The organism is Pseudomonas sp. yb_2, assembly GCF_043103905.1.
In the GTDB taxonomy this organism is placed as follows: Bacteria; Pseudomonadota; Gammaproteobacteria; order Pseudomonadales; family Pseudomonadaceae; genus Aquipseudomonas; species Aquipseudomonas alloputida.
The window spans coordinates 70,872-88,413 of the sequence record NZ_JBICKH010000080.1; the positions used below are offsets into that span (position 1 = coordinate 70,872).

Genomic DNA, 17,542 nt, shown 5'->3' on the forward strand with positions numbered 1-17,542 from the left:
AAGGGATAATCAGCCCTTCCCCCTGCATTTCGAGGGTATTTGCACCTATGTGGTATAACGGCCTGCTCGACCTGTCGGCCTGGCAACTGGTCGGCATCACTCTGTTGATGACCCACGTGACCATTGTCAGCGTCACGGTCTACCTGCATCGCTACTCCGCGCACCGGGCCTTGGAGCTCAACGGCGCGCTCAAGCACTTCTTCCGCTTCTGGCTGTGGCTGACCACGGCGCAGAACACCCGCGAGTGGACCGCCGTCCACCGCAAGCACCACGCCAAGTGCGAAACCCCCGACGACCCGCACAGCCCGGTGTACAAGGGCCTGGGCACAGTGCTGCGCAAAGGTGCCGAGCTGTACCGTGAAGAGGCGCGCAACCCCGAAACCCTGCGCATCTATGGCAAGAATTGCCCGGATGACTGGATCGAGCGCAACCTGTACTCGCGTTACAAACTGGGCGGTATCGCACTGATGGCGGTAATCGACCTGCTGCTGTTTGGCACCATAGGCATCACCATATGGGCGGTGCAGATGATGTGGATTCCGTTCTGGGCCGCTGGGGTGGTCAACGGCCTGGGCCATGCCCTGGGCTATCGCAACTTCGAATGCCGCGACGCCGCCACCAACCTGGTGCCCTGGGGCATCATCATCGGCGGTGAAGAACTGCACAACAACCACCACACCTACCCCAACTCGGCCAAGCTCTCGGTCAAACGCTGGGAGTTCGACATGGGCTGGGCGTGGATCCGCTTGTTCTGCCTGCTGCGTCTGGCCAAGGTGCAGCGCGTGGCGCCCATCGCCCACCGGGTGGCCGGCAAGGCCAGCCTGGACATGGACACCGCCATGGCCATCCTCAACAACCGCTTCCAGATCATGGCCCAGTACCGCAAGCTGGTGATCGGCCCGCTGGTGAAACAGGAACTGGCCCGTGTCGACGCCTCGGTGCGTCACCGCTTCCGCCGTGCCAAACGGCTGCTCTCGCGCGAAACCAGCCTGCTGGAAGACCGCCATCACGTGCGCATCGAGTCCATGCTCGCACACAGCCAGGCACTGAAAACCATCTACGAAAAGCGCCTGGCCCTGCAGCAGATCTGGGCGCGCACCAGTGCCAACGGCCACGACATGCTGGCAGCCATGAAAGACTGGGTACACGAAGCCGAAACCAGCGGCATCCAGGCACTGCGCGACTTCGCAGCACAACTCAAGACTTACTCGCTGCGCCCGACCGGCGCCTGACCGCCGTTGATCGGCACGCCCCGCAATGGGGCGTGCCGTTCGGAACTTCGTCCCCGCCTCTCCACTCGAATCCGGAATATCGCCTGCGTGGCGGGCCGGATGTTGGCCGCACGCTTTCACGTTGAGACCTGCTCCGTGCACATGGCCAAGAACATTCCAACGATTTTCCCCGGCACCCCTCCTCCCGAAGCTGCCCAGACTTTACTGGCGTTGCTCCACGCCCAAGGTGAGGTTGCCCGCCTGAGTGAGCGTGATCAGCTGTTCAGCTCGTTGCTCGACAGCGTCAACGCAGTGCTTTGGGCCTTCGACTGGGAAACCCGTCAGGTGCTGTACGTGAGCCCAGCCTACGAGCGCATCTTCGGCCGCCCGGTCAGCCTGGTGCTGGCTGACTACAACGAATGGCGTGACAGCATCTACCCCGACGACCTCGAGTTCGCCGAACGTAGCCTGGCCCAGGTACTGCTCAAGGGCGCGGTGGAAGACCGCGAGTACCGCATCCTCAATGCCGACGGGCAACTGCGCTGGCTGAGCGACAAGTGCTACATCAACCAGCAGCACGATGGCGACCGGGTAATCATTGTCGGTATCGCCGAAGACATCACCGAGAAGAAGCAGCTTGAAGGCGAACTGCAGCGCCTGGCCACCACCGACGTGCTGACCCAGAGCAGTAACCGCAGGCACTTTTTCGAATGTGCTCAGCAAGCCTTCGACAGTGCACGCGAGGACGGTACACCGCTGGCTTTCCTGCTGCTGGATATCGACGACTTCAAACGCATCAATGACAGCTATGGCCACCAGGAAGGCGACCAGGTGCTGCAACACATCGCCGACAGCGGCAAGGCCGTGCTACGCCGGGGCGACCTGTTCGGACGCATTGGCGGCGAAGAATTCGCGGCGGTGTTTCCCGGCTGTACCGCCCAAATCGCGGAGCAGATTGCCGAGCGCTTGCAACGGCAGATACAGCACTTGAGCTTCAGCCATGGCCAGCAGACGTACGGGGTGACGGTGAGCCAGGGGTTGACCGGGCTGACCGATGAGGATGTGGCGCTGGACAGCCTGTATGCGCGGGCCGATGCGGCAATGTACCAGGCCAAGCGGCAGGGCAAGAACCAGATAGTCCGCGGCTGATCAGGCGGCACGGGCACTGGCTTTGGCCGGTATTCGAGGGCCTGTGGGAGCGGGCAAGCCCGCGAAGGGCCGCAATACGGCCCCCGAATCTCAGTTGGAAACCTCGGCCCCAGCCACCGGCGGTTCTTCCTGCGGCTTTACTTCCGGATTCTCCACCTTGCGCAACCGCCTCAGCTCCGGCAGGCCAAGCTTGAGCAGCCGCGCCGTCTTGCCGCTGGCCACCTTCTCCAGCCCCTGCCCGGCCGGCAACCGCGACAACTGCCCAGCCAGGTTCATGGCCAGGATCTCCCGCGAGTAAACGCCACCGCCCAACTGGTAGATCGCAGCGATCAACTCGCGCAGTGCCAACGGCAAACGCCAGCGAGTACGCAGCGCCGAGCCGAACGCCGCACCAAACTCTTCCAGCGATTGCTGCACATTGCGCTCGTCCAGATCCCCCCCGGCCAAACGCCACTCTTGCAGGCAGCGCAACACCGCCAGGTCGCCCAGGCAATGCAGCAAGCCTGCGCAATAACATCGTCCCTCGTCCAGTTCGAGCATGCGTGCCAAGGTGCGGCCATATTCGGCAGTGTGCAGTGACAGGTCCCAGTAACGGGCTGCGTGCTCTGCCAACAGTGGGTCACTGAGGCGTGCGCTGCGCTTGAGGGTCATGCCCAGGATCAGGTTCATGCTTTGGGTACTGCCAAGCTTGTTCAGGGCCTGCAGCAACGTCTGCACCGGGGCTTCACGGTGCAATGCCGCACTATTGGCGGCAGCGATCAGCACCGCCGTAACTTGCGGATCGTTACGCACTTCCTCTTCGAGCACCCTGAGGTTCAGGCCCTGGGGGTTCAGCGCTCGATTGATCGCAACCTGCACATCGGCCAGCAGCGGCCCACCATCGGCGGTAGCGCGACGCTGCTCAAGGTAGGCTGACAGGGTGGCCCCCGCCTGCAACGCCGGTACCGGGCAGGCGATCTCCTCGCCAACGGCCAGCAGCAACTCTTGCAGGCGCTTGCGCAGGTTATCCAGGTTCAGCGGCTTGCTCAGGTACGCCGTGGGGTGCAGGGGCAGCGCTTCGCGCACACTGGCGCTGTCATTGCGGTTACTCATGAGAATGAACGGCACCCCTGGCCCTTTGGCGCGCACCTTGCGCAGCAGGTCGAGGCCGTCGACACCGGCCAGCTCACGGGCGGCGATGATCAGGTCAGGCTTGCTGGACAAGGCACTGAGCGCCTGCGAGCCGTCCGCGCATACCTGCAGGCGGGCGTCACAGCGCACGCTGAGCAGCATCTCGCTGAGCATGTCCCGTACCCAAGGATCGCCTTCGACAATCAGTACGCTTGGTGGGGTGGGGGCTGCAGCGCTCATCGCCAACTACTCCTGAATAACCTGACACACAGTCCGTCGCAGCTTCCAAAGCCAGTCCTCCGATAACCATAGCGCCACACGGCTTATCTGGGCATAAAAAAAACCCGCCTAGGCGGGTTTTTTCTGAAGCGCGTCACATCAGGCGATTTCAGCGAAGCACTCTTCGATGATGGCCAGGCCTTTGTCCAGCAGCGCGTCTTCGGCGGTCAGCGGAACCAGGATACGCAGGACGTTGCCGTAGGTGCCGCAAGACAGCAGGATCAGACCCTTTTCACGAGCCTTGGCGACAACCTGGCCAACAGCAGCAGCGTTCGGGGTGTGAGTGCCCTTCTCGAAGACTTCGACGGCAATCATCGAGCCCAGACCACGGACGTCGCCGATGATCGGGTACTTCTTCTGGATTTCGCGCAGGCCGGCGGTCAGGCGCTCACCCACAGCCTTGCTGCGGTCCAGCAGTTTTTCTTCTTCGAACACTTCGATCACGGCCAGGGCCGCGGCGCAAGCGATCGGCGAACCGGCGTAGGTACCGCCCAGGCCGCCAGGCGCGATGGCGTCCATGTATTCGGCCTTGCCGCACACACCGGCCAGCGGGAAGCCGCCAGCGATGGATTTGGCGAAGGTGGTCAGGTCAGGCGCAACGCCCATCTGTTCCATGGCGAAGAAGGTGCCGGTACGGCCAGCGCCAGTTTGTACTTCGTCGGCGATCAGCAGGATGCCGTGCTGGTCGCACAGGGCGCGCAGGCGCTTCATCAGCTCTTTCGGCGCTGGCAGGAAGCCGCCTTCGCCTTGTACTGGCTCGAGGATGATTGCGGCGATGTCGCGCGGCTCGGCGTCGTTCTTGAAGATGCGCTCGACCGAGGCGATGGCGTCGTCAACGCTGATACCGTGCAGTTCGCTCGGGAACAGGGCGCGGAAGATGCCGCCTGGCATCAGGCCCATGCCAGCGGAGTACGGCACGACCTTGCCGGTCAGGCCCAGGGTCATCATGGTACGGCCGTGATAACCGCCGGTGAAGGCGATGACGCCAGCGCGGCCAGTGGCAGCACGGGCGATCTTGACGGCGTTTTCAACGGCTTCGGAGCCGGTGGTGACCAGCAGGGTCTTCTTGTCGAAGTCGCCTGGGACCAGCTTGTTGATCTTTTCGCACAGCTCTACGTAGGGCTCGTAAGCCAGCACCTGGAAGCAGGTGTGGCTGACCTTGGTCAGCTGCTCTTGCACGGCTGCAACCACTTTCGGGTGCAGGTGGCCGGTGTTCAGTACTGCGATGCCGCCGGCGAAGTCGATCAGTTCGCGGCCTTCAACGTCGATCACGGTCGAGTTCTTCGCGGTGTCGACGAAGATCGGGTGGATCTGGCCGACGCCACGTGGGACGGCAGCTACACGACGTTGCATCAAGGATTCGTTGGTTTTGCTCATAATGCCCTCATTGCGCCGACAGGAATGGCGCTTTTATTCGGGGGCGGCTGGGAGTGCTCGCGAACAGTATTCGTTGATCGACTGCCGTGAACGCCCTGGCCACCAGGTACTGCAATGTAAAAAAGGCCAGCGAGACGTCGCTCTCGCGCCCCGCTGGCAGAGGTAAAGCCTTTACCGTGCTATCAGACGCTGATGCACAGGTATTTGATTTCGAGGTAGTCCTCGATACCGTACTTGGAACCTTCGCGGCCCAGGCCCGAAGCCTTGATACCACCGAACGGCGCCACTTCGTTGGAGATCAGGCCGGTGTTGATACCCACCATGCCGTACTCCAGGGCTTCGGCGACACGGAACACACGGCTCATGTCACGGGCGTAGAAGTACGAGGCCAGGCCGAACTCGGTGTCGTTGGACATGGCGATGACTTCGGCTTCGTCTTTGAAGCGGAACAGCGGCGCCAGTGGGCCGAACGTCTCTTCCTTGGCGACAGCAGCGGTCTTCGGTACGTCAACCAGGATGGTCGGCTCGAAGAAGTTGCCTTCGATCAGCTTGCCACCGGACAGCACTTTGGCGCCTTTGCTGACGGCGTCCTCGATGTGCTCCTGGACCTTGGCGACAGCCTTGCCGTCGATCAGCGGGCCAGTGGTGGTGCCTTCTTCCAGGCCGTTACCGATCTTCAGCTTGGCAACTGCAGCGGCCAGCTTCTCGGCGAACGCGTCGTAGACGCCGTCCTGCACGTAGATACGGTTGGCGCAGACGCAGGTCTGGCCGTTGTTACGGTACTTGGAGATGATCGCGCCCTCGACCGCCTTGTCCAGGTCGGCGTCGTCGAACACGATGAACGGGGCGTTGCCACCCAGCTCCAGGGAAACCTTCTTGATGTCCTTGGCGCATTCTTCCATCAGCTGGCGACCGATTTCGGTCGAGCCGGTGAAGGACAGCTTGCGTACCAGGGAGTTGCCGGTCAGTTCGCCGCCAACTTCGCCGGCGCTGCCGGTAACCACACTCAGCACGCCAGCCGGGATGCCGGCACGGTGGGCCAGCTCGACCAGCGCCAGAGCGGAGTATGGGGTTTGCGAAGCCGGCTTGAGGACCATGGTGCAGCCAGCGGCCAGGGCCGGGCCGGCTTTACGGGTGATCATGGCGGCCGGGAAGTTCCACGGAGTGATGGCCGCGGTAACGCCGATTGGCTGCTTGATGACAATCAGGCGCTTGTCTGGCTGGTGGCCCGGGATGGTGTCACCGTAGATGCGCTTGGCTTCTTCGGCGAACCACTCGATGAACGAGGCAGCGTAGGCGATTTCGCCCTTGGCTTCGGCCAGCGGCTTGCCCTGTTCGGTGGTCATCAGGCGAGCCAGGTCGTCCTGGTTCTCGATCATCAGTTCGAACCAGCGACGCAGCTTGGCCGAGCGCTCTTTCGCAGTCAGGGCACGCCAGGCCGGCAGGGCCTTGTCGGCGGCTTCGATGGCGCGGCGGGTTTCCGCGGTACCCATCTTCGGCACGGTACCGATGACTTCGCCGGTGGCCGGGTTGGTCACCTTGATGGTCTGGCCGTTGTCCGCATCCAGCCACTCACCATTGATATAGGCTTGCTGGCGGAACAACTGAGCGTCTTTGAGCTGCATGTCGGCTTCCCGAATTGTTGATTGTTGAAAAGCGCCCAAGGCAGGGCATCGAGCGTTTGAAATCTCAAACGAATGCTAAGCGGCTGCTGGGGTGTTGGACAATAGGCTGTTCGAAAAAAAGAACGAATGGTTGCACAGCCCATCTGAAATCGCCCGCAGAATGGCCGCTGAAGGGTAGACGATGCTGCGGCCGGACGTGGGGCGAAACCAAAAATCGTTTCACTGCTTGTCACGGCCAATTTTCACCACGCCCTGATGCCGCGCTGAAACGATGATGCTGTCGTCATCAGCGTCGTAATCGATGGCATTGGCCTACGCCGGTCCCCCCGACCCACCGTTGTTCATTTCCGATCTGTATTGTCGTGTATCCGCCCCACAGGGATCTGCACAGCCAACACGGTAAAAACAGCTACAGATCAAGGCGATGGACGTCAACGACACAGATGGGTATCATGCGTGCGCGTTGCACTCGTAGCTCAGCTGGATAGAGTACTGCCCTCCGAAGGCAGGGGTCGTGGGTTCGAATCCCGCCGAGTGCGCCATATCAATAAAGCCCTGGGCCAGAGCCCGGGGCTTTTTCGTTTGTGCGACATGTCACCTTTCTGGTACTCCCGTACCACGGGTCATTGGTGTTAGCGTGGGCGTCTTCCCGTTTCCCGAACGGGTAACCCATAACAATGATTGGCGAAGGAATGCGCACAACCATGCAGTTGAAAAAACTCACCGCCACCACCCTGTTGCTGGCCAGCATCGGCCTGTTCACCCAGCCTGCCCAGGCCAACCTCTCCCAGCAGCAGTCCGCAGCTATCGTCAAAGCCTTCGACGGCAGCGACCCAAGCGACTTCAGGCAATTCCTCCGCAAGCTCAAAGACAGCGACCAGGGCAAGGCCGACAACCTTGAGGCAACCGTCGACGCCTACCTGGCCGACAAGCCATTGGCCGCCGGGCAACAAGACGAGATCAACCGCCTGCTCGGCCTGTATACCCGCATCAAGTATGGCAAAGCCGCAACCGAAACCCTGCGTGAACTGGTAGCCATCCCCACCTTCAATGTCGAGGGTACGCCGCAGTACGAAAACCCTGAATTCCTCAAGATCGCCGACAAGATCAAGGCCTTGGCCGACCGCTTCGGCCTGGCCTTCCGCAACATCGACAACCGGGTGTACGAGATCTCGCTGGGCAGCGGGAAGGAAGTGATCGGCATCCATGCCCACGCTGACGTCGTGCCGGTCAACCCGGACAACTGGAAGCTGGCCGACGGTACGCGCCTGGACCCGTTCAAGGTCACCCTGGTGGGTGACCGCATGTACGGCCGCGGCACCGAGGACGACAAGAACGGCATCGTGGTGGCGATGTACGCGCTGAAAGTGGCCAAGGACGAAAACCTGCCGCTCGCCCGGCAGTTCAAGCTGCTGATCGACACCACCGAAGAAACCAGCGGTGATGCCATCCCCTACTACTTTGAGCGCAACCCTACGCCCGATTACAACCTGGCCCTCGACGGCGGCTACCCGGTAGTGATTGCCGAGAAAGGCTACGGCACGGTCATGGCCAGCTTCACCAAGCGCCCGGCCAGCGGCAAGGGTGCCGAGATCGTCAACCTGACCGGTGGCCTGGCCACCAACCAGATCCCGACAACTTCGGTTGCGACCCTGATTTCTGACAACCCGGCACAGCTGGTCAAGCACCTGCAGCAAGCCGGTGCCAGATATGTGAAGCAGCATGGAAGCGACTTCAGCATCGACGCCAAGGCCGACGGCAAGCAAGTCTTGCTCACCGTGACCGGTGTTTCCGCACACTCTTCGGAGCCGGAATCCGGTATCAACCCGGTGGCGCGTATGCTCGACTTCATCAATGGCCTCGGCCAGCAGGTGTCGCTCAAGCACAATCACTTTACCGACGCGGCCCGCTACGCCGCCGAAAACTGGGGCCTGGACTACCTGGGCAACAAGCTCGGCGTGGCCTTCAAGGACCCGTTCATGGGCCCGCTGACCACCTCGCTGACTTTTGTCGGGGTGGATGACAAAGGCTTGAAACTGGCGGTGAATCTGCGCATTCCCAAGGGGAAGCCGATCGCCACGATCAAGGACGAACTGGCCGACAAACTGGGCAAATGGACCCGGCAAAGCAACACCTCGGTGGCCTTCGACTTCAGCCTGGACGAGCCGATGTACCGCAACCCTGAAGGCGAATGGGTCAAGGCCCTGCTCGCCGTGGCCACCGAGAACCTGGGTATGAAGCATGAGTTCGGTACCTCGGCCGGCGCGACTTCGGTGCACGATCTTCCCAACGGTGTGCAATTTGGCCTGGCCATGCCGGAGGTGAAGTACACCGGGCACAACGACAACGAGTTCAAGACCGTGGAGCAGTTCATGCTGGACTTGCAGGTGGTGAGCGAAATGGTGGCGCGGATCGGGCAGATGCCGAAGCTTTGATGCGCAGTACCGGCCTCTTCGCGGTTTTAGCCGCGAAAAGGCCGCTACAAGCGAACAGCCATGACGTTTTTCAATCGCCTCCATGCCGTTTCCTGCATTGCCGTGCAGAGCGCCGTACCGGATGCTTTAGTTACTCCGAGACAGTGCTTTTTTCACCCGCAGAGGCCCGTATGAAGACCGTCGAACAAATCCTCAAGACCAAGTCCCAGCACCAGACCGTGTACACCATCGGCCCGGATGACTCGGTGCTCGACGCCCTGAAGCTGCTGGCGGAGAAAAACATCGGTGCGCTGCCCGTGGTCGAGGGTGGCCAGGTGGTGGGTATCGTCAGTGAACGGGACTATGCGCGCAAGCTGGTCCTCAAGGGCCGCTCTTCTGCCGCCACGCCGGTACGCGAAATCATGAGCGCACCGGTGGTCACCGTGGAGCCCAAGCAAAAGCTCGATTTCTGCATGAACCTGATGACCGACCGGCACCTGCGTCACCTGCCGGTGGTCGACAACGGCAGATTGCTCGGCCTGCTGTCGATCGGCGACCTGGTCAAGGAAACCATTGACGAACAGGCCAGCCTGATCAAGCAAATGGAGCAGTACATCCGCGGCGAATGAAGCGCCTCAATGGTAGGCGCGCTCCAGCTCGTCCAGCTGATGGTCGAAGCTACGCAAGCGCGCCGACCAGGTGTACACCAGCACTTCCAGGTCACGGTTGAGCACTGCCGTATTGCCGTGGCCGCTGTGCGTGGGCTCGCCGAGGTCCAGCTGGTAGCGTTCGCGGGCCATCGCCTGGGCCACGCTGGACAGGTCGCGAGCGTTGGCCAGCCAGTGGTGATGGCGGTCATGGATTTCGCGGTCGAGCACCCGGCACTGGCGCTTCAGCGCATCCAGGCTCTGCTCCAGCGGAGTGCCCCTGAGCTCGCCCATGACCTCTTCGAAGGTGCGCCCCGAATGCCAATAGCTGCCCCAGAAATAACGGTCGAAAACCGTCTCGACGCGGCGTAGCGCAACCTTGGTATTCCAGATGGTCAGCAACGTTCGCCCCTGCACCACTTCGCGCTTGTTCAGGCGCAGCTGCTGCCAGGCGATCCATGTCAGCGCCACCAGTGCAACCGCTACAGTGACTGCGGCAGCGGCGTACAGGAAATGCACGGCCTGGTTCATCTGTTGCGTCTGTCTGATGCCATAGAAGTAACTGGCCGTCAGGGTGCCCAGGATCGTCACGGAACACCAGAAACCTGGTGCGTAGGGATCTTTCATCGCGCTATCCCCTTATTGTTTTCCTGAGCATAGCAACGGCCGATCACTCGTCAGGTGCCGCTCGGCGCTTTATTTTCGGGGGCGGCGCAACGCTTCGTTGAGTTGATCGAAGGGCACGGCCCAATCGGAATCTTCAATGATGCTGTCCTTGAGAAATGCCCGCTGAGAGTCGTTCCAGAACGGCGCATCCACCAGCTTGATTTCGTTCTTCAGCGGGGAATGGCTGGTGATGAACTGATCGATACTCGTGGGATCGTCGGGTAAGCCCAGCTGCTTGAACAGTTCGGCAAAGGGATGGATCGGCGCTTCCATGGTTCCTCCTGAGCGCCAGGCAAGCCGTCCACGACGCCCGCCTGGCATTGGTTTGAAAACATCAGCACAGCTCGCGCACTTCGGCGTGCGGCACCAGTTTCATGTACTGCTCCATGCTCATGTGAATCAGGTGATCGTGGTCACCCGCCTCCAGGTAGACATCGCCTTGGCGGGTAAGACTCGGGTCGAGCAGCATTTTTATCTGGTAAGCATCGCCAAGGGCCGGCACAGCACCGCGTTCGCAGTCATTGAACAGGCTCGGCAGACCGCTTTCACGGGTCAGATGCCAGGCCCCGGACATGCGCACCTTGTCCATGTCCAGATGCCGGTTGGCCGGTAGCACGGCCATGATGTAGTTGCCGTGACGGTCATCGACCATCACCGCCTTGGCGACCCGTTCGGCGGGCACGCCGGCCATACGGGCCGACTCCAGGCTGGTGGCCGAATGTGGGTGGGGAATGATGTCGTAGTCGCAGTTGGCCTTGTCCAGGCTGGCCTGCAGGGTCTTTGCCATACGCATGATGCACCTCCGGTTTCGCCCCCCAATTTTCAATTTTAGGCCGGGTACGGGTGGTCGGGGCTAAACTTGTGAAATACGCGCAAATGAGGTGACGACAGGTGATCGCCCGCTGCTGGCGCTGGCTATTGCTGCTGTTGTTGCTTGGCATCACGCCAGGTGGCCAGGCAGCGCCCGGCGCGGTGTGGGTGCTGAACATCGACGACGCCATCGGCCCGGCCAGCGCCGACTACCTGGTGCGCAGCCTCAGCCAGGCCCAGGCGCAAGGCGCGCAACTGGTGGTTATCCGCATGGATACCCCGGGCGGGCTGGACAGCGCCATGCGCCAGATGATCAAGGCAATTCTCGCCAGCCCTGTACCGGTCGCCAGCTACGTTGCCCCCAGCGGAGCCCGCGCCGCCAGCGCCGGCACCTATATTCTCTACGCCAGCCATGTCGCGGCGATGGCGCCCGGAACCAATCTGGGAGCTGCCACGCCGGTGCGGATCGGCGGTGCGCCTGGCACGCCCAGTGACGACAAAGCCAAAAGCGGCGACGATGAAACCCTCGCACGCAAACAGGTCAACGACGCCGCCGCCTACATCCGTGGCCTGGCGCAGATGCGCGGCCGCAACGCCGACTGGGCGGAGAAGGCAGTGCGCGAGGCGGTCAGCCTGTCAGCCAGCGAGGCCTTGCGCCTGAACGTGATCGATCAGGTGGCCGATGACCTGCCTGACCTGCTGCGCAAGCTCGACGGCAAAACGCTTCAGGTGGCCGGCCAACCACGGCAGTTGCAGACCGCAGGCGCCAGCATGGTCGAGCATCTGCCGGACTGGCGCACACGGTTTCTGGCGGTCATCACCAACCCCAGCGTAGCGCTGATCCTGATCATGATCGGCGTTTACGGCCTGTTGTTCGAATTCATGAACCCAGGTTCTGCGGTGGGCGGTGTGGTCGGTGGTATCTGCCTGCTGCTGGCGCTGTATGCGCTGCAGCTGTTGCCGGTGAGTTTTGCCGGGGTGGCGCTGATCCTGCTTGGCATCACCTTCATGATCGCCGAAGCCTTCTTGCCCAGTTTCGGCGTGGTCGGCTTCGGCGGCATCGTTGCCTTTGTGGTCGGCGCGTTGATTCTGATCGACACCGACGCCCCCGGTTTCGGCATCCCCCTGGCCTTGATCGGCACCTTGGCGCTGCTCTCGGCACTCCTGATCGGTGGCGTGCTGGGCATGGCTCTCAAGGCCCGGCAACGGGCGCTGGTCAGTGGCGACGCCGGCCTGGTCGGCAGCCTGGTCACCGTCACCCAGGTGATGGCAAGCGACCCCTTCTGTGGTGTCGTGCTGGCTCAGGGCGAGCCATGGCAAGCGCGGTGCGCAACGCCGCTGCAAACTGGCCAGAACGTACGGGTGACCGCGCGCCATGGCGTGATGCTGGAAGTGAGCGCCGCCGCCCCAGCGACGCAAGGAGAATGACCATGTTCATGCAAGTCGGTTTCGGCGCTGTGCTGATCGTGCTGGCCATGCTGGTGCTGTCGGCGTTTCGCATCCTGCGCGAATACGAGCGGGGCGTGGTGTTCCAGCTGGGGCGCTTCTGGCAGGTCAAAGGGCCAGGGCTGATCCTGTTGATCCCGGTGATCCAGCAAATGGTACGGGTCGACCTGCGTACGGTGGTACTGGATGTACCGCCGCAGGATGTGATCACCCGCGACAACGTTTCGGTCAAGGTCAACGCAGTGTTGTACTTTCGCGTGCTCGACCCGCAGAAAGCGATCATTCAGGTCGAGGATTTTCTGGTGGCGACCAGCCAGCTGGCCCAGACGACCCTGCGTGCGGTGCTGGGCAAGCACGAACTGGATGAGCTGCTGGCAGAACGCGAGCAACTGAACCTGGACATCCGCCAGGTACTGGATGCGCAGACGGATGCCTGGGGCATCAAGGTGGCCAACGTCGAGATCAAGCACGTTGACCTGAACGAGTCGATGGTACGCGCCATCGCCCGCCAGGCCGAGGCCGAGCGCGAACGTCGGGCCAAGGTGATTCATGCCGAGGGTGAACTGCAGGCGTCGGAGAAACTGATGCAAGCCGCGCAAATGCTGAGCAAGGAACCGGGGGCGATGCAGTTGCGCTATATGCAGACACTGGGGACGATTGCCGGGGACAAGAGCTCGACCATCGTCTTCCCGCTGCCGATAGATCTGCTGAAGGGGTTGGTGGACAAGGAGAAATAGTGATGGGCCAATCGCGGGTTTGCCCGCGAATGGCCTGTATGCGGTCTGTCAGACCGGCGCGCGGCGCAAGGTCGCGAGGAAGGTGGCTGCACCAATGAACAACCCGGCAAAGGTGCGGTTCAAACGCTTCTGCTGTTTGGGCGTGCGCAGCATGCGCAACACATGCGAAGCCAACCCGGTGTATCCCGCCATCACCAGCAGGTCGACCGTGACCATGGTCACGGTGATCGCCACATATTGCGGCAGCAGCGGCGCATGGGGATTGAGGAACTGCGGCAGCACCGCCAGCATGAACACCAGCGCCTTGGGGTTGCTGATGTTGACCAGGAAACCACGGAACACCAGGCTCAGCGGCTTGCCGATCGGGCGCACGCCTGATTCATCGCTCATGTCCATCGGCAGGGCACGCCACTGCTTGTAGGCCAGGTACACAAGGTAGCCGACGCCAAACCACTTGATGACCTGGAACGCCGTGGCCGAGGCAGCCAGGACGGCACCGACGCCGGCGGCGATGATGGCGATCTGCATGATCAGGCCCAGCTGCAGGCCCAGGGCGTTCCAGTAACCACGCCAGAAGCCGTATTGCAGGCCGCTGGACATCGAGGCAATTGCCCCGGCACCGGGTGAAAGGCTGATCACCCAGCAGGCGGCAAAAAAGCCTAACCATACTTCCATCGACATCACACACCTCGCTCGAACATTTGTTGCAAAACGTTAAGCTAAGGTCTTGGCGAAAAAATAACCAGTGATTTCTGATGGATTTGTGTGGCCAGTGCAGGCTCAGTCCGCTTCGGCAGCTGTTTCTTTGTGCAGGGCCTGTACCTCGGCCCCGCGCCAGCGCCGCACGGACTTCTGGAAGAACTGACTATTGGGCACCTGCACCAGCGCCCCGCCCGCTTCGGGCACTTCCAGCAGGGTGGTGAACAGCAGGTTGATAGCGATCACCCGGCCTTTCACGCCAGGCTTGTCGAGGGTGTCGACCAGCTCGACCACATCGCCGATGCGAAACGGCCCGACCGTGAAGATCAACACTGCGCACAACAGGTTGGACAGCACGCTCCACATGGCGAAGAAGGCCACCGCCGCTACCGCTACGAAGCCGGAAAGTGCTGTCCACAACACGGTTGCCGAAACACCCATGCGCTCCAGCACGAACAGCAGCGCGCTGCCCATGATCAGCCAGCGCAGGCCACCGCGCACGGGCACCAGCAGCTCCGGCGGTAACGGGTAACGCTGGCCCAGGCGGCTCAGCCCGCGGGCGACGATACGTTGCAGGATGAACGCCGCTGCCAGGATCAAGAGGATCTGCAAACCCAGCCAGAAGGTGTCCATCCATTGCCCTGGCAGCAGCGAACGCAGTTCCTCCATCAGGACAACGCCTCTAGTTCGGCCTGCATGCTTTCAAGGGTTTCCAGCGCTTCCATCCAGGCCTCTTCCAGCTCGCCTTCGCGTTGCTTGAGCTTGGTCTGCCGCGCCAGCAGGTCGCGCAACTCGTCCTTGCGCGCCGCATCGTAAAGGCCACCATCACCCAGCGCGGTCTCGATCTCGGCCAATTGCGCGTGCACCTGGTTGAGCTCGGTTTCCAGCTTGTCGGCAGCCTTCTTGTGCGGTGCCAACTGCTGACGCAAGGCTGCGGCAGCCTGGCGCTGGGCTTTCTTGTCGGTCTTGTCCGGGTTGGCCGGTGCAGTACTGGCCGGCGCACTGCGCTGGCGGTACTCGACCAGCCAGCGGCTGTAGTCCTCCAGGTCACCGTCGAAGGTGTCGACCTTGCCGTCGGCCACCAGCAGGAAGTCATCAGTGGTGCTCTTGAGCAAATGACGGTCGTGGGACACCACCACCACTGCACCGGCAAACTCCTGCAAGGCCATGGTCAGCGCCAGACGCATTTCCAGATCGAGGTGGTTGGTCGGTTCGTCGAGCAGCAGCAGGTTTGGCCGCTCCCAGGCAATCAGCGCGAGTGCCAGGCGGGCCTTTTCGCCACCGGAGAAGTTAACCACCGGCTCGTCGCAGCGGGCACCATGGAAGTCGAAGCCGCCAAGGAAGTCGCGCAGCGTCTGCTCACGCTCGGTAGGGGCGATGCGCTGCAAGTGCAGCAGGGGGCTGGCCTTGTCGTCCAGCGAGTCCAGCTGGTGCTGGGCAAAGTAGCCTACCGCCAGGTTCTCGCCACGAACCAGGCGGCCCGACAACGGCTCCAGCTCACCTGCAAGGTTCTTGATCAGGGTCGACTTGCCGGCGCCGTTGGGCCCGAGCAGACCAATACGAGCACCCGGGGTCAGCTGCAGCTTGACCTTGTCGAGGATGGCCTTGTCGCCATAACCGAGGCGACCTTCGGAAAGGCTCAGCAACGGGCTGGAAATTTTCTGCGATTCACGGAAGACAAAGTCGAACGGTGAATCGACATGCGCTGCCGACAGCTCTTCCATGCGCTCCAGGGCCTTGATCCGGCTTTGCGCCTGGCGGGCCTTGGTGGCTTGCGCCTTGAAGCGGGCAATGTACTTCTCCATGTGCGCGCGCTGCGCCTGCTGCTTCTCGTAGGCCTGCTGCTGCTGCGCCAGGCGCTCGGCACGGGTGCGCTCAAAGGCGGTGTAGCCGCCTTTGTACAAGTTGAGCTTGCGCTGCTCGACGTGCAGCACATGGTCGACCACGGCATCGAGGAAGTCACGGTCGTGGGAGATCAGCAACAACGTGCCGGGGTAGCCCTTGAGCCAGTCTTCCAGCCACAGGATCGCGTCGAGGTCGAGGTGGTTGGTGGGCTCGTCGAGCAGCAACAGGTCGGACGGGCACATCAGTGCCTGGGCCAGGTTCAGGCGCATCCGCCAGCCACCAGAGAAATCGCCGACACGGCGGTCCATCTGTTCGTTGGTGAAGCCCAGCCCAGCCAGCAACTTGCGCGCACGGGCGTCGGCGGTATAGCCGTCGGCGCTTTCCAGCTCACTGTGCAGGCGCGCCAGGGCGGTGCCGTCGTGGGCCTGCTCGGCCGCGGCCAGTTCGGCCTGGACCTTGCGCAGGCGCACGTCGCCGTCAAGCACATAGTCCACAGCCAGGCGGTCGAGGGTGTCGACCTCTTGGCGCATGTGGGCGATGCGCCAGTCGCCGGGCAGTTGGCAGTCACCGGCATCGGGCGACAGCTCACCGCGCAGCAAGGCGAACAGGCTGGATTTTCCGGCGCCGTTGGCGCCGATCAGGCCGGCCTTGTGACCGGCGTGCAGGGTCATCTCGGCGCCTTCTAGCAAGCGCTGCGGACCACGCTGTAAAGTGAGGTTGGATAGTCTGATCATGATGGTCGCGGAGTCTACCAGCTTCCTCGGCCCATAGCGCGAGTGGAACCATGCACACCGACCTGTGGAATTACGCCCTGGCCCTGTATGCCAGGCCCGGCGTGGAAGCCGCCTGCCTTGAACTGCAGGCACTGGGTGGCGATGTCTGCCTGCTGCTGTGCGCGACCTGGCTGCAAGCACGTGGTGTGGCTGTACTGGGCGAACGTGCGCAAGCACTGCAAGAACTTGCCGAGCCTTGGCAGCGTGACGTGGTCGCCCCGCTGCGCAGCCTGCGCCGGCAATGGCGAACCCCAGCATCGGGTGATGCACAATTGGCCGCATTGCGTGAACAGGTGAAGGGGTTGGAATTACAGGCAGAAAAAGCCTTGCTGGAGCGCTTGCAGGAACGTTCGCAACAGTGGCCCGTGGGCTCCCATGAGCCCGCGGACGACTGGCTGGCCCGGCTGGCACCGGACCAGGCTCTGCATCATGACGCGCTAGTTCAGTTGCGCGTCGCAGCGGCTGCGCTTCAGGACGCCGAAGGTGCCTGAGACGGCGTGCTCACAGGTGCCGACGGTGCTGCAGCAGCCGGGCTCACCGAGTTGGTTGTGGCGGCCGGTGTAGCGGGTTTGGCTTCAGCAGGTTTGGCGGCGGGTTTGGCGGCCGTGCGTGCTGGTGCCTTGGTGGCAGCTGGTTTTGCGGCCGGCTTGGCAGCAGGGGCTTTGGCAGCTGGCTTGGCCGCAGGTTTGGCTGCCGCAGCCGCCTTGGCAGCCGGTTTGGCCGCAGGCTTAGCGGCAGCGGTCGCCTTGGCAGC

The 17,542-nt window shown here is 62.4% G+C and carries 16 protein-coding genes, 1 tRNA gene and 2 pseudogenes; 8 read left to right on the plus strand and 11 right to left on the minus strand.

The features are described from left to right. The first annotated feature begins 47 nt into the window (after positions 1-47). Both desA and ACF8FB_RS22600 read left to right on the plus strand, forming a co-directional pair. The gene (gene desA / locus ACF8FB_RS22595) at positions 48-1,232 is read left to right on the plus strand and encodes a delta-9 fatty acid desaturase DesA (protein ID WP_392512056.1); all 1,185 of its coding nucleotides are present in this window, start codon (positions 48-50) and stop codon (positions 1,230-1,232) included. 99 nt (positions 1,233-1,331) lie between these two features. After that, positions 1,332-2,360, plus strand: a complete 1,029-nt coding sequence (locus tag ACF8FB_RS22600; protein WP_392509630.1) for a GGDEF domain-containing protein — start codon at positions 1,332-1,334, stop codon at positions 2,358-2,360. Between the two features lie 90 nt (positions 2,361-2,450). Here the strand turns inward: ACF8FB_RS22600 and ACF8FB_RS22605 are convergent, their stop codons facing one another. The 4 genes and pseudogenes from ACF8FB_RS22605 to ACF8FB_RS22620 form a co-directional block, all read right to left on the minus strand. Next, positions 2,451-3,710, minus strand: coding sequence for an HDOD domain-containing protein (locus tag ACF8FB_RS22605; RefSeq protein ID WP_392512058.1), 1,260 nt, complete (start codon positions 3,708-3,710; stop codon positions 2,451-2,453). Between the two features lie 138 nt (positions 3,711-3,848). After that, the gene (gene gabT, locus ACF8FB_RS22610; protein WP_003255866.1) at positions 3,849-5,126 is read right to left on the minus strand and encodes a 4-aminobutyrate--2-oxoglutarate transaminase; all 1,278 of its coding nucleotides are present in this window, start codon (positions 5,124-5,126) and stop codon (positions 3,849-3,851) included. Positions 5,127-5,308: 182 nt separating this feature from the next. After that, a complete protein-coding gene (gabD, locus tag ACF8FB_RS22615; protein ID WP_010951596.1) occupies positions 5,309-6,751 on the minus strand; it encodes an NADP-dependent succinate-semialdehyde dehydrogenase in 1,443 nt (480 codons plus the stop codon). Positions 6,752-6,973: 222 nt separating this feature from the next. Further along, a pseudogene (locus ACF8FB_RS22620) lies at positions 6,974-7,060 on the minus strand (aryl-sulfate sulfotransferase); the annotation flags it as partial. Positions 7,061-7,216: 156 nt separating this feature from the next. Here ACF8FB_RS22620 and ACF8FB_RS22625 point away from each other — a divergent pair. The 3 genes from ACF8FB_RS22625 (at position 7,217) to ACF8FB_RS22635 (ending at position 9,794) form a co-directional block, all read left to right on the plus strand. Beyond that, positions 7,217-7,293: transfer RNA gene (locus tag ACF8FB_RS22625), tRNA-Arg, on the plus strand. 162 nt (positions 7,294-7,455) lie between these two features. Continuing rightward, positions 7,456-9,186 (plus strand): dipeptidase, encoded by a 1,731-nt coding sequence (locus ACF8FB_RS22630; protein WP_392509633.1) that lies wholly within the window; start codon positions 7,456-7,458, stop codon positions 9,184-9,186. 170 nt (positions 9,187-9,356) lie between these two features. Further along, positions 9,357-9,794, plus strand: coding sequence for a CBS domain-containing protein (locus ACF8FB_RS22635; RefSeq protein ID WP_010951586.1), 438 nt, complete (start codon positions 9,357-9,359; stop codon positions 9,792-9,794). A 6-nt stretch (positions 9,795-9,800) separates the two neighbouring features. Here the strand turns inward: ACF8FB_RS22635 and ACF8FB_RS22640 are convergent, their stop codons facing one another. The 3 genes from ACF8FB_RS22640 to ACF8FB_RS22650 form a co-directional block, all read right to left on the minus strand. Beyond that, entirely contained in the window at positions 9,801-10,439 is a 639-nt protein-coding gene (locus ACF8FB_RS22640) for a hypothetical protein (protein ID WP_003255871.1), read from the minus strand. Between the two features lie 69 nt (positions 10,440-10,508). After that, positions 10,509-10,751, minus strand: coding sequence for a DUF2789 domain-containing protein (locus tag ACF8FB_RS22645; protein WP_020190423.1), 243 nt, complete (start codon positions 10,749-10,751; stop codon positions 10,509-10,511). 61 nt (positions 10,752-10,812) lie between these two features. Further along, positions 10,813-11,271 carry an aminoacyl-tRNA deacylase gene (locus ACF8FB_RS22650; RefSeq protein ID WP_049588045.1) on the minus strand — a complete coding sequence of 153 codons (459 nt, stop codon included), beginning with the start codon at positions 11,269-11,271 and terminating at the stop codon, positions 10,813-10,815. A 98-nt stretch (positions 11,272-11,369) separates the two neighbouring features. On the opposite strand from ACF8FB_RS22650, the gene ACF8FB_RS22655 reads away from it, so the two are divergent. Both ACF8FB_RS22655 and ACF8FB_RS22660 read left to right on the plus strand, forming a co-directional pair. Next, a complete protein-coding gene (locus ACF8FB_RS22655) occupies positions 11,370-12,716 on the plus strand; it encodes a nodulation protein NfeD (protein ID WP_392509634.1) in 1,347 nt (448 codons plus the stop codon). A 2-nt stretch (positions 12,717-12,718) separates the two neighbouring features. Beyond that, positions 12,719-13,471 carry a slipin family protein gene (locus ACF8FB_RS22660; protein WP_049588043.1) on the plus strand — a complete coding sequence of 251 codons (753 nt, stop codon included), beginning with the start codon at positions 12,719-12,721 and terminating at the stop codon, positions 13,469-13,471. Positions 13,472-13,519: 48 nt separating this feature from the next. Here the strand turns inward: ACF8FB_RS22660 and ACF8FB_RS22665 are convergent, their stop codons facing one another. From ACF8FB_RS22665 to ACF8FB_RS22675, 3 genes are all read right to left on the minus strand, one after another. Next, positions 13,520-14,152 carry a LysE family transporter gene (locus ACF8FB_RS22665; protein WP_010951582.1) on the minus strand — a complete coding sequence of 211 codons (633 nt, stop codon included), beginning with the start codon at positions 14,150-14,152 and terminating at the stop codon, positions 13,520-13,522. Positions 14,153-14,251: 99 nt separating this feature from the next. After that, the gene (locus ACF8FB_RS22670; protein ID WP_010951581.1) at positions 14,252-14,839 is read right to left on the minus strand and encodes a mechanosensitive ion channel family protein; all 588 of its coding nucleotides are present in this window, start codon (positions 14,837-14,839) and stop codon (positions 14,252-14,254) included. Then, entirely contained in the window at positions 14,839-16,749 is a 1,911-nt protein-coding gene (locus ACF8FB_RS22675; RefSeq protein ID WP_010951580.1) for an ATP-binding cassette domain-containing protein, read from the minus strand. Before ACF8FB_RS22675 ends, ACF8FB_RS22670 begins: the two co-directional genes overlap by 1 nt. Positions 16,750-16,799: 50 nt before the next feature. Here ACF8FB_RS22675 and ACF8FB_RS22680 point away from each other — a divergent pair, with 50 nt between their 5' ends. Continuing rightward, positions 16,800-17,279 carry a TIGR02444 family protein gene (locus tag ACF8FB_RS22680; RefSeq protein ID WP_010951579.1) on the plus strand — a complete coding sequence of 160 codons (480 nt, stop codon included), beginning with the start codon at positions 16,800-16,802 and terminating at the stop codon, positions 17,277-17,279. Here ACF8FB_RS22680 and ACF8FB_RS22685 read toward each other — a convergent pair. Further along, positions 17,258-17,542, minus strand: a pseudogene (locus ACF8FB_RS22685) (transcriptional regulator); the annotation flags it as partial. The gene ACF8FB_RS22680 and the pseudogene ACF8FB_RS22685 sit on opposite strands and share 22 nt — an antisense overlap.